Source organism: Petrimonas sp., assembly GCF_963921705.1.
GTDB lineage: Bacteria > Bacteroidota > Bacteroidia > Bacteroidales > Dysgonomonadaceae > Petrimonas > Petrimonas sulfuriphila.
In genome coordinates, this window is the sequence record NZ_OY997410.1 from 2,541,600 (window position 1) to 2,556,648 (window position 15,049).

The window sequence follows — 15,049 nt, forward strand, 5'->3', positions numbered from 1 at the left end:
TTAGTAATTCCAACAATCGCTGTGTTTAAATAATGAACAAAGCCTATCACTATAAGTGCTTTGGATATTTAATTGTTTAAGAACTAATAAATAACCTATATAGACACCTATTGAATTTATTAACAGCAGTAAAATAAGTCCAACATCAAAATAACTCTTATTCTGAATAAAAGAAATAAAAAGCAAAAAAAATAAAATCAGGAGGATAGATATTTTTTGAAGATACTTAAGAATTTGAATTTTGAAATGTTTATTGTATTCCGGTTCAATTGAATCCTTATTTCGTTCAGCGATAAGCACAATCCCTGTCCATATTTTACTCATGTTTCGCACTTCCCTCAAACCATTGACAAAGAAATAGAAGGGAAATGCATTATTATCTATATCTCTGTACTATAACATTTTATATTTTACAATTTCTCAATCGTCCTTAACCATCACCGAACAACACAGTGCAATGATCATGGATTCTGCTTTTGGATTGGCCAACATTTTTTCAAGTAAATCATCGGCATCCATCTCCAATACCTCGCATACTGAGCAGACTAACTCGATGAACAGCCCCCATAGCCGTCTGTCGAGTGTTTCCCTGAGCACATCGGCGTTCATTGACCGATAAAGTGCCCCTTTCGACTCGTAGTTATCGTACCGGAAACGCAGTGTCAATAACAGATAGGCTATCATGCTGATGGTCGTTTCTGCTACCTGGGCGTCAAAGTTACTGGATTGACATCTTCCCAGGTTCAACAATTGCTTCGATTCTCGATTGAACACCTCCACAACCCATCTTACCTGGTAATGCCCGATCAATCCCTTGAACGTCAGTTTCGTGTCCGTCGTCAACAAAACCTTCCATTTGTCATTTTTGCCCCGACGACTAAAGAAAAGGCAGATCTCAACACCTTGGTACAGCACCCTGGCCTGTTTGTACTGGTAACCCAGGGAACGGCAGCGCCTGGGTTTGCCCAGCATGTTATTGATCTGGGCGTGAGTCAGGCTCTTACCCTGATACTCAAACTTAGTCTTTGCAAACTTGTACATCCCGATCAGGTGAACTTCCTTGTCCTTCACACTCCGGATAGCCTGTATCAACGCATCGCAAGTAAACCAGCTGTCCACCAGGACGTAATCAACACGAAGCCCGCGATAGATGGCCGTGAAAAACATCCGCAGGACCATCTGAATCTTGTTCGTGTCCAGTTCTTCCACACGTTTAGCGGTGTACGAGTCCTTGATACGCTTGCAACTGTATTGCTTGCGGATCTGCTTTTTGGTCATCCCAAACGGGCGTTCCTGCTTTTTCCCTTTTTCCCGGTGAAGACTGAAATCCAGTGGTATGGAGGACTTACCGTCCCAGTACATCATCACCAACAGCTTGAATCCAAGCACGTAGCTGTTGGTTACATGATCCCATACCTTCCCGATCTTCTCTATACGCTTCCCGGTTTTAGACAGGGTGGTGTCATCGAAGATCAGGTAACGGGATGAGGTATCATCTACATCACTATCTTTGGACGTCACCGTCAGAAAACGATGCACAAGATGCCACATAAGCATCCGCCAGCATATGATGGAACTGTTCTTCAAGCGATAGAACACATCCTTGCCCATGGTGGAACCTTCACCTGTGGGGCTGTTCAGATAGGAGTTGACCGTCTTGTCTGAACTGACCACCATGGAGACCAGCAGGGCCAGGACCATTTTAAAATCATATCCCCGGGTCTTGAACCATTTGAACTCAGAAAGACCTTCGCTTAGCTTCAACGCCTTGAAGCGGCTAAAAATATCTTCAGCGGAAACCCTGCCGGGGGTAAAGTCCGCTTTCAACTCTTGAATCTTTTTAATATCTTTGTCCTGCAGCATATTTTAATGGTTTGGTTTCCATCGCTAAGATAATCATTTTCAATGATATATTAGCTAAAATATGCTGCTTTTTTTATCTCTTATCCTCTGATTATCAACTTCATTTTTAACTGCGAAACATCAGTAGTTTATATTTTCAACTTGTAAACTTTTCATCAGAATTGATAAAACCAAATTGGTGCACAATATAAAAAGCAAATATGATAATCCCGTAATGGACAATTCCGACATTGACAGGGTTGAAACAAGAAGAAATCTAAAAGATAAGTTAATTACAAACAGTCCCCATAATAAAATGATCACAATAAGGCACAAGGGGCACCATTGCCTGGCTTTGAATTTCTGATACCAAATACTCCAAAAACTATATGGCAAACAAAAGACATTGATTAATGCAAGGTAAGGAATATATGAAGGTAACAAACAAATAACAAATATATTAGTCACAAAATAACTTAATCCTATTTCACTCCAGCTAAAAACTCCAAAAAGCTTGGCCGCATTAGACTCAAGTATATTATTACAATCGCTGTGTTTAAATAATGAACAAAGCCTATCACTATAAGTGCTTTGGATATTTAATTGTTTAAGAACTAATAAATAACCTATATAGACACCTATTGAATTTATTAACAGCAGTAAAATAAGTCCAACATCAAAATAACTCTTATTCTGAATAAAAGAAATAAAAAGCAAAAAAAATAAAATCAGGAGGATAGATATTTTTTGAAGATACTTAAGAATTTGAATTTTGAAATGTTTATTGTATTCCGGTTCAATTGAATCCTTATTTCGTTCAGCGATAAGCACAATCCCTGTCCATATTTTATTAAACTCTTCTATCGGAATTTTTATACTTTTGTCTCTTTGGGTGAATTGGATTTCATCCTCTAATATTTTTTCAATAATAACGAAGTCGTCATTGATATGGGCAATAAAAGGAGTTTCTATTAATCGTATATTATTTTTGTCTATAAGTTTAAGTCCGGCATTTTCCACACCGTATTCTGAAAGCATAGAAGACAAACCAAATAAATTGTATTTATGAGGGTGCTCGTTGAAGAATTGATTCGAAAAAAGATGTGTATGCCTTACCCTCAACAACTCTAATAAAGATATGAAAATGTTAGTTTTCATATTAATTATGTTTCATGATTGAAAAGACATAAATAGTTATTAAATAATTATTTATGCGTTAAAGTAACGTATAAATTTTCGATAAAAAAAATAAAATTTTATGTTTTAAAACATAAAACCAACTAAAAGTTTTCTATACAATCATTATGAGTTTTACACTCATAGGAAATTACCTTTTATTTAATTTACGCTTTCACTTTTCAAGTGGCGATACAGTGTCAATTTACTGATATTTAAAATATCGCAAATCTCATTTACATTATTTTCATTGCTTTTATACAACGAAACTGCTGCTTTAGCTGTTTTTTTGGCTTCAGGACTGAGGCCCTTCTTTCGGCCACCCAAACGTCCACATTCTTTGGCAGCCAATAATCCGGCCTTGGTTCTCTCTATAATTATTTCGCGTTCGTACTCGGCCAACACCGCGAAAATAGCAAACTGATACCTGCCTAATGGAGTTCTGGGATCAATCCCGTCTTGAATGCTTCTGAATCCGACACCTCTTTTATAAAGGGTGTCTACAATGTTGACAAGATTTCTTAAGGATCGGCCAAGGCATTCTCCAGTTCGGGGCGTTCTTTAGTGGCGGATATTTTTCAGAGAAAATTTCAGTGCATTCAGCTTTTTTCAACGCATCCAACTGTAAATCTAAATTTTGTTCTTTGGTGCTAACACGGGCGTAACCCATTATTACCATATTATTTACGGTAGTTTTATGAAATTACAATTTCGCTAAGATAATACTCGAAAAGTAAAATTTCTCGGTAGGTTTTTTAAGATATGGGAGCGGCAAACCTAGATACAAAAACAGGAAATTTATTGTATTGAGCTCCCTATTAGTCAGGCTTAGCCTCCCGCAACCGTATTAATGACGAGTTGCTCCTCAGCATTGCTCGTTTTCTCTTCTGTCTGCACTACAAGTTAGATAATTATAAGAATAAAACATCACACTATTTTTATTTTATAAATATCCCAGGTTGTCCCGTTTTTATTTCTCTTTCACAACCAATTCATACCAGTCACTACCCTTTTCAGTAGAAACTGTAAAGTCGCATCCCACTTCGTTCAGATAATTGCGTAAACGGTTTATAGAACCGGTCATACTGTTGTATCCCGTGAAGCTTCCCGCCCAAAAAGTTTCCTGTAATACGATTTTTTCTATGCGATGATTTTCATCTTCGAGTAACCATTGAAAGATTTTGAGTTGCTGGGCAGGCAAACTGACGGTTTTTTCTTCGCACCGCAATTTGCCCGACACGGGATTAAAGAAGGTGTATCCGATATTCCACGTTCCGTTGCGATGACGGACAATGGTATTTCTCCGAATCCCATACTTTTTTGTAAGTAGATAAGCAAATAGCATCAACAATAATAAAACAATAAGTAGAAGAACATGTAAAACACCTTTGGACATTTCTTTGAAAACAACCGACGGAGAATAACAAACCAGGCCCCGATAACTTATTTCGTTAAAAACTTCCTGATGTAAAACAGGTGTTCTATGCCGTATGCTACAACTTAGCGTGTCATCGCTCACACTGCTGTTACCTCCGTAATCCACCAGCACATAAGAGCGGACAGCCGGTATCCTTTCCCGCAATCTCTGCCGAAAGACCCGATTAATGGTATCTGCATTCACCCTATCCATCAACAGCTTGTAATCCTGTGAAACATATATCTCGGAACTTCTGGTGGATTTTGAAGATGTTTTCGCGGGCACGGAGATGGTCACACCCCTGACGTCAGGCTTGTTCACTGCCTTCAGTCGCACCGCATCTTTAACCGATTGTACAAAAATAGAATTTATCGTTTCTTTAAGAGCAACTTCGGTCTTCCAATAGCCTTGCCACCCCTTTGCGATAATTACAAGAATCACGACAGCAAGGCCAACTCCGGTTATGCGGAGTCCTTTTACCAGTTGCCTTTGTTGTAAATTCGTCATTTCTGCCAAGTAGATAGTGCAAAAATAGTGCTTTGATTTGATTATTGGAAATACAAATACGATTTTATCGTAAAAATATCTGCTTGAAAACGCCACATAAACAGAACACTGTAAAATGTGAGGTAAATGTGAGGCAACTTTTTCTTTAGGAAGAAGATGTAAAAGCTATCTTTACCCATAAAACAAAAAATAATTTTATGAAAACGGCAACCATTTTACTTACGACGTTCATCACATTATCGGCAATGTCTTGCTCGCAGCCCAAAGGAACAAAAGATTACCTGAAAACCGTACTGGATAATCTGGAAGAGATTCAATCGGCCACCTACTACTCAAGAGTAGAAACGTGGCACCCCGGTGATACGGCAGTCGTTTATGACCTGACCTATTTTATCCGGGAATACGATAACCCTTCGGATACAACCATCGGGGCAATCGAAATACAGACATCAGCTGACAACCATTCTCATTTATACTACGCTTACGACGGGAAAATGAAAGCGTCGGTATTTGAAGAGCACAAAGGCATAATGATTGACAGTTTCAAAGTGGACCGGAACCTGCCGTTCCGTCCAGTCGGACCTCCTTTCTACAACTATACCAAAAGCATTTTGCGGTATATTCTTACCACGAAGGACAGCATCACGCTCGAAAAAAGGGGTAACGAAAACACATTCCACTTGAAACTAACCATCCACGAAGACAGGCAAGTGGAGTTCTTTGGCAGGGCGTATAAAATTCCCGATCCGCCATTTAGGGATGAAGACCCCACGTCGAGATACGAAATCTGGATAGATAAAAAAACAAACCTGCCGTATAAATACCGTAGGGAGATGTCTCACAACATCAGTGCTGAGACCGTGAGCGATGCCACATTCAACAACAATAAAATAGAAGATGTGGATGTTACGGGCTATTTTCCGGAAGGTTACGAGATACGATACTACGGCGATAAGAAAAAAACATCAGGCGATGACGTTGATAACCTGATAGGCAACCCTGCGCCTGGATGGACGCTTACCCAAACCGACGGTCAAGAGATTTCACTCAACAACGATAAAGGCAAGGTGGTTTTGTTACAATTTACAAGTGCGGGCTGTGGCCCTTGCCGCGCTTCGGTTCCGTTTCTCAATAAATTGACGCAAGAATACCCAAATGCCGACTTTGTTTTTTATGCCATTGAACTCACGTGCAAAAATATCAGCGGAGTACAGGCATACAAAAAACGGGTAAATGCAGGTTTTAACTTCCTACACGGGACAGAAGCCGTAAGAGATGCTTATGTCATACAAGCTTTCCCTGTTTTCATTTTAATGGACAAAAACCATATTGTACACAAAAGGATTACGGGTTATCAGGCTTCAGTGGATAATGAAATCAGGGGACTTATCCATGGCTTATTGAAATAATAGTTAAAGGGAACCCGTTTTAGAACATTTTTCCTATCTTTAAAGCCTAAACTACGAAAAAATAATAGGCATGAAAACAGTATATTATTTACTATCGACCTTTTTCGCAATACTTGCTTCCACCGCTTGCAACCAACCGGGCAACACATTTAAGATTATCGGACAAATTGATCATGTTGTCGATGGCGATGTTGCCCAGTTATTTACCATAGAAGGTAATGTTGGAACCCTTTTTATGAAAGACACTGTCCGTAACGGGAAATTTAGCTTTGAAGGAAATACAGATTCGCTCCAAATGCTTAGTTTTATGGTTTATGGCAATAATTATCCCATGACAACAGCCCTTATATGGATTGCCCCTGGTTCCAGAACCAAAATTACGGGAATAGGATATTATCTTTCTTCGTGGAATATTGAAAGTAACGTCAAGGAACAACAGGAAGAGGAAATATATAGGAATGCCCTGGGTGAATTATCTTCAACGTCCGACTCGTTACTTCTACTCTATTATCGTTCCATTGACCGAATGCAGCAAACCAACAGCAATGAAATGGAATCTGTTCGTAAGGAATCCCGTCGGCTTCGAGATCAAATGGACAGTATCGGTTTTATTCAACACCGTGTTATCTTTGATGTTATGGCAACACAACCTGTCACAAAAAGCTGGATAAACAAGCTGGCGGACTATGCAGGTTATGCCGTATCCTACAAAAACACCGCCTCTTATCCCGAAAGGAACATAAAACGGCTCCAGCACCTGTACAACCGCCTTAGCGATGAACAAAAGCAAAGCCCCAAAGGGCAACTCATTCATCGCTATATTTTCCCCATGCAGCTTGTTCAGGAGGGACAACCCATGGCCAATGCCGAGTTATATGACCCGCAAGGTAATCCGCACAGAATTGCCGAAGATTTCCAGGGGAAATACCTGTTACTAGACTTCTGGGGCGTGGGCTGCGCGCCTTGCATCGCCGCTTTCCCCGAAATGAAAGAAATTCACGAAGCCCACAAGGATAAATTGACCATCATCAGCATCACCACCGACACGGAAAAAATATGGAAAGACGGATTGGAAAGACATCAACTCCCGTGGGTAAACTTAACCGATAACTTGGGGATGGAGGGTTACGTAAGTCGTTACGGCATTCGTGGAATACCCTTTTATATTCTTATTTCGCCTGACGGTATTGTCGAAAAAATGTGGTCGGGCTACGGAACAGGATCGTTGAAAGAAAAATTGAAAGACATAATACAGTAACCGTTTCTTAAACGAATAAGTTCAGCCATCAATTACCACGTCGCTTTAGTGCGCGAATAAAACAAACCAGCTATCCGGCTTTAGCCGATGTTTATTTTAAAACAGAATATGATGAAAACAAAAACAATCCTTCCTCTTTTGCTGGTTGTAGTTGCAACAGTGACACAGGCGCAAAAAACGGAGCCGCTTATTCTGCAAGGGCAAATAACCAACAGTCCGGAAAAAGAGCTCTATCTTTTCACCGACAGCTTGGGAAAGTATAAACCCGATACCCTGCGGCTCGATAATGAGGGGCGTTTCCACTTGAAAACCTACAACGTGATCAATCCCCAAAAGGTAGATATTCAAAACAAGCGTACCCAGTTAAACAACATATATATCGCGCCCGGTTACAACCTGACCATCACCGCCGACGCTACTGATTTCCCCACCACGATAGAAACTACTCGGATTACCGGAAAAGGAGCGGAAAGCAACCGGTATCGGGAGCTTTATCTCAAAGAATACATCGCTCGGAAAGATTCGGTCGATTGGTATGAAATTACCGATGAAACCAAGTTCTTAAATTATCTGGAAACTGAAAAACAGTTGACCGACTCTTTGGAAAAAGTAGCCTTCGGCAAGGTTGCCGGCGACGATCCCTATTTCTCCCTCTTTGCGGAAATGACCCGCATGGATAATTTGTTTCTGCACGAGTACAAAAAGATAGCCTTTACAAAGCTTACGGGAATGAATGCCGGGCAGGCACGTGAATTTGTGAAAAAACAGGCAGACGCAGCATTGATCAAAGATATCAACAACGAAGCCTATTTCGTCTCGGAGAATTACAAAGGATGGTATGTGAATGCATACCTTGATTATCTTCTGAAACTCGATTATGATAAAGATTCCACGTTGCTTGCCAACAACTTCTACAGTATCGAAAAAACAGATGAAATCCTTAAGGGGAAAATACGTGAATACATTCTGTACAACAAACTGATGGGTAAAATTCATTATGCCTCGGGAAATTTTCAGCAACTGAATGAAGTTCGGGAAAAAGCGCGTCCGTATGTGGCTTCCTTGGAAAACCGATATTTCAGACAAGCCATCGAAAACGCGTTTGCGGAGAAAGAGAAGCTGCTTTACCGCACGCAGAAGGGACAGCCCGCCCCGCCGTTCATGCTCGGAAACGACAAGGATAAGGTGTACAGTCTGAGCGACTTCAAGGGGAAAGTGATTTATCTGGATTTGTGGGCGAGCTGGTGTGCACCGTGCCGCGCTCAAATACCTGCTTTGAAAAAGATTTACGACACCTATAAAAACGATGACCGAATCGAAATCATCGGGATTGCGGTAAATGACGGTAAAAAAGAGTGGCTGCGTGCCATTCAGAAGGACATGCCGCAATGGTTGCAGCTATACGATGAAAGCGGTGCCGTTCACCGTTCTTACAATGCCATTGCCATTCCCAGGTACGTGTTGATCGACAAAAAGGGGAACATTGCCGACTTTGACGCACCTCGTCCGTCGGATGACGAAAAGTTGATATCGAAAATTAATAAATTGTTAGAAGAAAAATAATGATGAGCCCCAAAACAATCCTCACCATTTTACTTGTTACCATATTTTGCACACTTGCAAAACCACAAACAGCGATGAATAATCTGGCTGAACAAGTTGAAAAATCAGCAGTAGATCAGTCGCCGGAATTTTTGTATGTACAGACATCTAAAGACATTTACGAAACGGGTGAGGATGTATGGTTTAAAGCATATGTGATGCAATCGCAAGCGCTCCGGTTGTCTTCTCTTAGCCAAACTCTCTATCTGCAGGTTTTTAACGAATCAGACAGCATTGTATGGCAAGAAAAATATCCCATAGAGAATGGAGTTTCAGCAGGACATATGTATTTGGATGAAAAATTATCTGCCGGAATATATTCCATTGAAGCTTACACCAGGCACTCTTTCCACGCCGACAGTGCCGAATTTAAAGCAATTCGAAAAATACGGGTGGTAAACAAAATTGCCGATTACCGGCTAACGCAGGAAACAACCGACAAAGACTTCCGCTTTTCCTTGTTTCCCGAAGGGGGAACCCTTGTAAACGGCTTGCGTTCGAACTTAGCATTTAAAGCTACTGACGGGAAAGGCAATCCGGTAGAAGTTTCGGGCGTTTTGGCAGAGAACGGCACAACAATAGTTTCGTTCGAAAGCACCCACGCCGGAATGGGCACGATAACGTTCAAACCCGATAAAAACAAGACCTACCTCATTCAACTCAACAACGGCAAACAATACGCTTTACCCGAAACTCGGCAACAAGGAATGGTCTTGAATTTGCAAGAGCAAAACAAAGAGCGCCTTGCTTTTGTGGTATCTAAAAGCGATGAGTTACCCCAACAATCCGTTTATCTTTTAGGACAGATGCGAGGGATGGTTTGCTGCATTGCCCGCGGATTGCTTCAGGATAGTTTACGCGTGCAAATTCCGCTCACCGAATTTCCAATGCAGGGAATAGCCGAGTTCACATTATACAACAGCCACTTGCAACCCATAGCAGAAAGACTGGTATATGTCCATTCCGATAAAAAGCTGTACATAACCGCCCAACCCGACAAAGGCCGGTATAAAACACGTGAAAAAGCATCCTTAAAAATAAAAGTAACCGATGAAAACAACAATCCCATATCGGCGCATTTGGGAATGACCGTTTTTGACAAGGCATATATTGATGATGCTAACCCCATGAATATAATGACACATTGTTTTTTATCGTCTCAACTTCGCGGAAACATTTACCATCCGGCCTATTATTTCAACGAAGAAAATAAAGACAGCCACGCCGCGTTGGACTTGTTGATGCTCACGCAAGGCTGGCGGCGGTATGTGTGGAATGCCTTTGCAACTCCCGTTGCAGGAGAACACGTATTAACGGATGAAATAACGGGCAGGCAAACTTTCCAAAGCGAAAAAAAGAGTAAAGATATTAACAGCGGGGAACAGTTAATACAAATATCGGGAGCCGATGGAGATCCGGAATTTATATGGACAGATTCAGCGGGATATTTTTCCGTCAGTCCCGATTTGCAAAACAAACTTCGGGGCGGATATATTTATCTGAAACCGATGTTAGACAAAAAATACACGCCCCGCATAGAATTAAGATCGGATTTCAACGCCATTGCCGGTATCCGGAAACTGAAAAACAGCACTTATCCTTTTGTGGACATGTCGCGGTTGAAAAGAAATTATGTGCCTGATGTTCCCATTGTTACCGTCGATAGTGTAATTTTGCTGAACGAATTAACCGTTACGGGTAAAAAAGGGCGTCCGTTTCGCGATAAAATGATGGGACGACTCGACAGCCTGGCACAGATTAACCTCAACCCTGCATGGGTGTGTGAATGTCTGCCCGGTTATCTAAACGACTATCGGCCGGGATATACACACCATCCGTCAGGAGGTGCAAGATCTGGAAGATACGACGGAAAAAGGTTGGCACCGATTCACGGGAAAATATACAGGATGATTAAATATGAACCGAGGGAAGATGGTATATGGCATGTGAAAGACATTCAAGAGGTAGAATACAGAGGCCCATACTACACTGACGAGGAACTGTTGGAAATGAATAATATCTTCCGGGAGAAGGGTTATTACGGAAACCGGGAGTTTTACCAGCCTGATGAGTTTGATATGCAAACTTCCGTTCCCGATGCCCGCAACACGTTACTCTGGGCACCGAATGTCATTACGGACGAAAAAGGCGAGGCAACACTCTCTTTTTATTGTTCCGACATCAATACGGAATTTACCGCCCGAATAGAAGGTTTGAATAACACCGGCCTTATCGGTATGGGAAATTGCGAATTCAGGGTGTTGCGCGATATAAATAACAAATAAAAAAAGATGAAACACAAAACAATCCTCTTCCTCTCCCTTATTCTTATTCTCTCCGTCTGCCAGCGGCAGAAAGAGAACAGAATGCCGCCCATATTCACCGGAGAGAAAACAGACTTGGGAGAAAAGGCCATTATTACCGGCAAAATAATCAACAGGGATGTCTATCCGCACGTGAAACTGCTCGAAATAACATTGCCCGATTTCTACGGGAATGAAGCCATGTACACCGCGCCCCTTACCGAAGACGGATTGTTCCGTTTCGAAATTTACCCCATCACCACCCTTGAAATATCGTTCGTTCCGGTGGAAGACCGCATCGTTATCGCTCCGGGTGACAGCTTGTATATCGAAAAGGATTTCCAGAACATCACACATACCGTTTTCAGGGGAACGAGCGCAGAGTTGAACAAGCACATTAACGCATTCCGCAACCAATACCTAGGACGTTATTCGCAACCGTATGAACTCTCGTTTTCGGATTACAAAGCAGAAACCAAAAAACAATACGACGAAACCTTACAAAAACTTGCCGTTTTTCAACAAGAAAACAGCACATCGGAAACATTTAACACGTGGGCAAAAAAGCAAGTGGCGTTGGATTATTACAACGCGCTGTTCTTATATCCCTATCAGCACACCATCCGCACAAAAAAAGAACCGACGGGCAAAGAACGGGAAATGTATTACGATTTTGTGAAAGAATTTGAAAGGGAAGTGGATAATTCCATAATCATGGCGGATAATTTTAAGGCGGTGAACGGATTTTCGAGATATGTAATAGAAGAAAGTTATCCCGAATTCTACCCCAAAATAAACGAAGCTCAGTTAAACAACCCTCAGTTATTGAATAAGATACTGGAAAAATTAAAATCAGGTTCAAAAAACGTCTATTTGTCTCAATTCGCCTTCGCCGGTTTCCTGAATATTATCCATCTTCAAGCTCACAAAACGGACTGGATCGATAGTAACCGCGTTATGATAAACAAAATAATTACCGATCCTTTTTTGCGTGCCACACTCAACAACCAATACAATCAGGTGAAAGCCTACAACACCAATCCGCGCGTGTATTCCGATGCCGTTTTAGGAAGAAACGCCGTTGAGTTACACGGAAGAGGTTCGCTGATAACCGATTCTGCCAATATCGTAAAACAGGTTCTCTACTCCAATCCGGGGAAGGTGGTGTATGTGGATATCTGTGCGACGTGGTGCGGGCCGTGCATGAGGCAAATGCCGTACAGCAAAGCGCTACACGAAGAACTTGACGGCAAACCCATTGTGTTTGCGTATCTGTGGCTGGACGGTGAAACCGAACGCGGGAAAAACATCATTGCAAGTCTCGATCTTCCCGGCATTCACATTGCCCTTTCCGACAAGGAATGGCAGGACATCAACAAGCGTTTCAACACAAAAAGCAGCGTCCCTTATTTCCTGCTCTTCGACAAAAACGGCGTAATGGTGGATTTTGGCAACCATATACTTCCTTCTTTACCGGGAACCAAGACGAAAATTGATAAATTATTGGAAGAATGAAAACCAGCCAAAGAACTCCGGAAATAAAGAGCAGCCTCTCAGGAGGAATCGAATAGTCGTTCGGCAAATTTGTTGTTTTAAATAAGTGTATTATAAACAAAAATTCAGATCGGGTGTTTAAAGGGTTGTAAAAAGCAATTATTAAATAAAACAGATGAAAGTTGAAGTTTGGACAGATATCATGTGTCCCTATTGTTACATAGGCAAGATTCATTATGAACAGGCCATGCAGCAATTTGCGCACGCCGATGAAGTTGAATTGGTCATAAAATCCTTCCGGTTAAACCCGGATTTGCCCGGTAAAGGAAACGGCTACTCGGTAGTGGATTATTTATTAAAAACCGCCGGACTTCCGGAAAACAAGTTAAAACAGATGTTTGCTTACATCGAGCAACTGGCAAAAAATGCGGGAGTGAGGTTCAACCTGCCAAACGCTTTTGCAGCGAATACACTCGACGCCCACAGGCTGGTAAAACTGGCTGCAAGGAGAAACCTCTCCTCGAACGTTTTATCGCTCATATCGAAAGCATACTTCGAGGATGCACAGGATTACAGCGACATCAGGATCCTGACGGAAATTGGAGTGAAAGCAGGGCTTGACGCAACAGAGATTGCCCAGCTCTTTGCCGGAGACGACTTTATAGCCGAAGTGGAACAGGATGTTCAGGAGGCGCATCAGCTGGGAATAGATACGGTCCCTACTTTTCTGTTCGAACGTAAACAGGCCATCATCGGATCGGAACCGGTACAGGTTTTCCTGGATACACTCAATCAGGCTTACGAAAGCTGGAAAAAGGCAAATACCACCCTGGGCAATATGGAGGTAAAGAAAGGCAAATCGTGCAATGCAGACGGGACATGTGAAATATAGAGTAAAAATAATTAACCATGGAATTTTTACGTATAGAGCAATCGGACAAAAACAGGTGGAACAAGGTCTGGGAATTGTATGAGTCGAGTTTTCCCACCGCTGAAAGGCGCAAAATGAAAGACCATGTCCGTGCCTGTTCCGATCCGCAATTTCATCCGGTATCGGCATGGGAAGACGGTGAACTGATCGGACTGCTGTTTTACTGGGAATGGGACATGTACCGGTACCTGGAATACCTGGCCATCACTCCCGGACTGCGCGGACACGGTTTTGGTTCGCAACTGCTTCATTATTTACGCGATTCCAACCATACCATCATTCTCGAAATAGATCCGTTGATTAACGAGTTATCCGTAAGGCGGCTCCAATTTTACGAACGCGCCGGGTTTACCCTCACACCTTACCGGTTTATGCACCTGCCTTACCGGCTGGAAGGACAACCCATTGAGTTGCTTATCCTCAGTTACCCGAAGATGATTACCAAAGGACAGCATAACGATTTCCTGAAATTCCTGGGTAAACGCGTGATCGTGTATTGTGAAGGATATCCGTTTGACCGGAAGGATGTCCTTGCTTAATCCGGGCACAGAAGAGCAGATTGGATTATCCCTGCGGATTCAATACCGATCTCAGTAACCGGAGCGTCTGGAGCAGAATCTTCTCCTCCCTTTTCGAATCAGTGTTCATCGGATAGACAATTGCTTCCACCTTACTTTGATCCAGTAACCGGACATATCCGCAAACGCCCCACGACATAATCCGGCAATCGGTCCGGAACTTTACAACACAAGCCTCCTTGTCGGAATAGGAAACAATGAAGTTTCTATCAATCTTTTGCAACATTTCAGCATAGGGATTGTTCGACCTGGCCCTGAAGGTCAGGAGTGCTTTCTTTTGCCCTGAAAAAGCCGGAGGATCCGGATTTTCGGATTCCATATAATCCAATCTTTTATAGAAGAACCACGTTATGACCGCCGGAGGTAAAACACCCGCAATGAAAAAAACAAGCAACAGTTGCCAAAACTGGATGCGAATACCCCAGAATAGACTGATAATAGTAATTACAGCCACGTAAAATATCAAAAAAATAAACATCCAGGCAAGAAAAAGTTTTGTCGTAAATTTCATACTTGTTTGATTTTTATTTTG

General features: G+C 41.9%; 13 protein-coding genes. 7 read left to right on the forward strand and 6 right to left on the reverse strand.

Annotated elements, in window-relative coordinates:
- Nucleotides 1-420: 420 nt before the first annotated feature.
- The 5 genes from AACM02_RS10640 to AACM02_RS10660 form a co-directional block, all read right to left on the reverse strand.
- The gene (locus tag AACM02_RS10640) at nucleotides 421-1,863 is read right to left on the reverse strand and encodes a transposase (protein WP_339115938.1); all 1,443 of its coding nucleotides are present in this window, start codon (nucleotides 1,861-1,863) and stop codon (nucleotides 421-423) included.
- 120 nt (nucleotides 1,864-1,983) lie between these two features.
- Entirely contained in the window at nucleotides 1,984-3,000 is a 1,017-nt protein-coding gene (locus AACM02_RS10645) for a vitamin K epoxide reductase family protein (protein ID WP_339116946.1), read from the reverse strand.
- A gap of 180 nt (nucleotides 3,001-3,180) precedes the next feature.
- The gene (locus AACM02_RS10650) at nucleotides 3,181-3,525 is read right to left on the reverse strand and encodes a recombinase family protein (RefSeq protein ID WP_286845172.1); all 345 of its coding nucleotides are present in this window, start codon (nucleotides 3,523-3,525) and stop codon (nucleotides 3,181-3,183) included.
- A complete protein-coding gene (locus AACM02_RS10655; protein WP_339116947.1) occupies nucleotides 3,506-3,697 on the reverse strand; it encodes a recombinase family protein in 192 nt (63 codons plus the stop codon). Before AACM02_RS10655 ends, AACM02_RS10650 begins: the two co-directional genes overlap by 20 nt.
- 291 nt (nucleotides 3,698-3,988) lie before the next feature.
- A complete protein-coding gene (locus tag AACM02_RS10660) occupies nucleotides 3,989-4,942 on the reverse strand; it encodes a hypothetical protein (protein ID WP_286845166.1) in 954 nt (317 codons plus the stop codon).
- Between the two features lie 197 nt (nucleotides 4,943-5,139).
- Between AACM02_RS10660 and AACM02_RS10665 the strand changes: the two genes are divergently transcribed.
- The 7 genes from AACM02_RS10665 (at nucleotide 5,140) to AACM02_RS10695 (ending at nucleotide 14,478) form a co-directional block, all read left to right on the forward strand.
- Complete coding sequence (locus tag AACM02_RS10665; RefSeq protein ID WP_339116948.1) at nucleotides 5,140-6,351, forward strand: TlpA disulfide reductase family protein; 1,212 nt, start codon at nucleotides 5,140-5,142, stop codon at nucleotides 6,349-6,351.
- 70 nt (nucleotides 6,352-6,421) lie between these two features.
- Nucleotides 6,422-7,609 carry a TlpA disulfide reductase family protein gene (locus AACM02_RS10670; protein ID WP_339116949.1) on the forward strand — a complete coding sequence of 396 codons (1,188 nt, stop codon included), beginning with the start codon at nucleotides 6,422-6,424 and terminating at the stop codon, nucleotides 7,607-7,609.
- A 111-nt stretch (nucleotides 7,610-7,720) separates the two neighbouring features.
- On the forward strand, nucleotides 7,721-9,172 hold the full coding sequence (locus tag AACM02_RS10675; protein ID WP_339116950.1) for a TlpA disulfide reductase family protein: 1,452 nt from the start codon (nucleotides 7,721-7,723) through the stop codon (nucleotides 9,170-9,172).
- Nucleotides 9,172-11,496: a hypothetical protein gene (locus AACM02_RS10680; RefSeq protein ID WP_339116951.1), complete on the forward strand. Its 2,325-nt coding sequence runs from the start codon at nucleotides 9,172-9,174 to the stop codon at nucleotides 11,494-11,496. Before AACM02_RS10675 ends, AACM02_RS10680 begins: the two co-directional genes overlap by 1 nt.
- Nucleotides 11,497-11,502: 6 nt before the next feature.
- Nucleotides 11,503-13,029 carry a TlpA disulfide reductase family protein gene (locus AACM02_RS10685; protein WP_339116952.1) on the forward strand — a complete coding sequence of 509 codons (1,527 nt, stop codon included), beginning with the start codon at nucleotides 11,503-11,505 and terminating at the stop codon, nucleotides 13,027-13,029.
- Between the two features lie 154 nt (nucleotides 13,030-13,183).
- Complete coding sequence (locus tag AACM02_RS10690; RefSeq protein WP_339116953.1) at nucleotides 13,184-13,900, forward strand: DsbA family oxidoreductase; 717 nt, start codon at nucleotides 13,184-13,186, stop codon at nucleotides 13,898-13,900.
- 17 nt (nucleotides 13,901-13,917) lie between these two features.
- Nucleotides 13,918-14,478 (forward strand): GNAT family N-acetyltransferase, encoded by a 561-nt coding sequence (locus tag AACM02_RS10695; RefSeq protein ID WP_339116954.1) that lies wholly within the window; start codon nucleotides 13,918-13,920, stop codon nucleotides 14,476-14,478.
- Nucleotides 14,479-14,503: 25 nt separating this feature from the next.
- On the opposite strand, the gene AACM02_RS10700 is transcribed toward AACM02_RS10695, so the two are convergent.
- Nucleotides 14,504-15,028 carry a hypothetical protein gene (locus AACM02_RS10700; RefSeq protein WP_339116955.1) on the reverse strand — a complete coding sequence of 175 codons (525 nt, stop codon included), beginning with the start codon at nucleotides 15,026-15,028 and terminating at the stop codon, nucleotides 14,504-14,506.
- Nucleotides 15,029-15,049 lie beyond the last annotated feature (21 nt).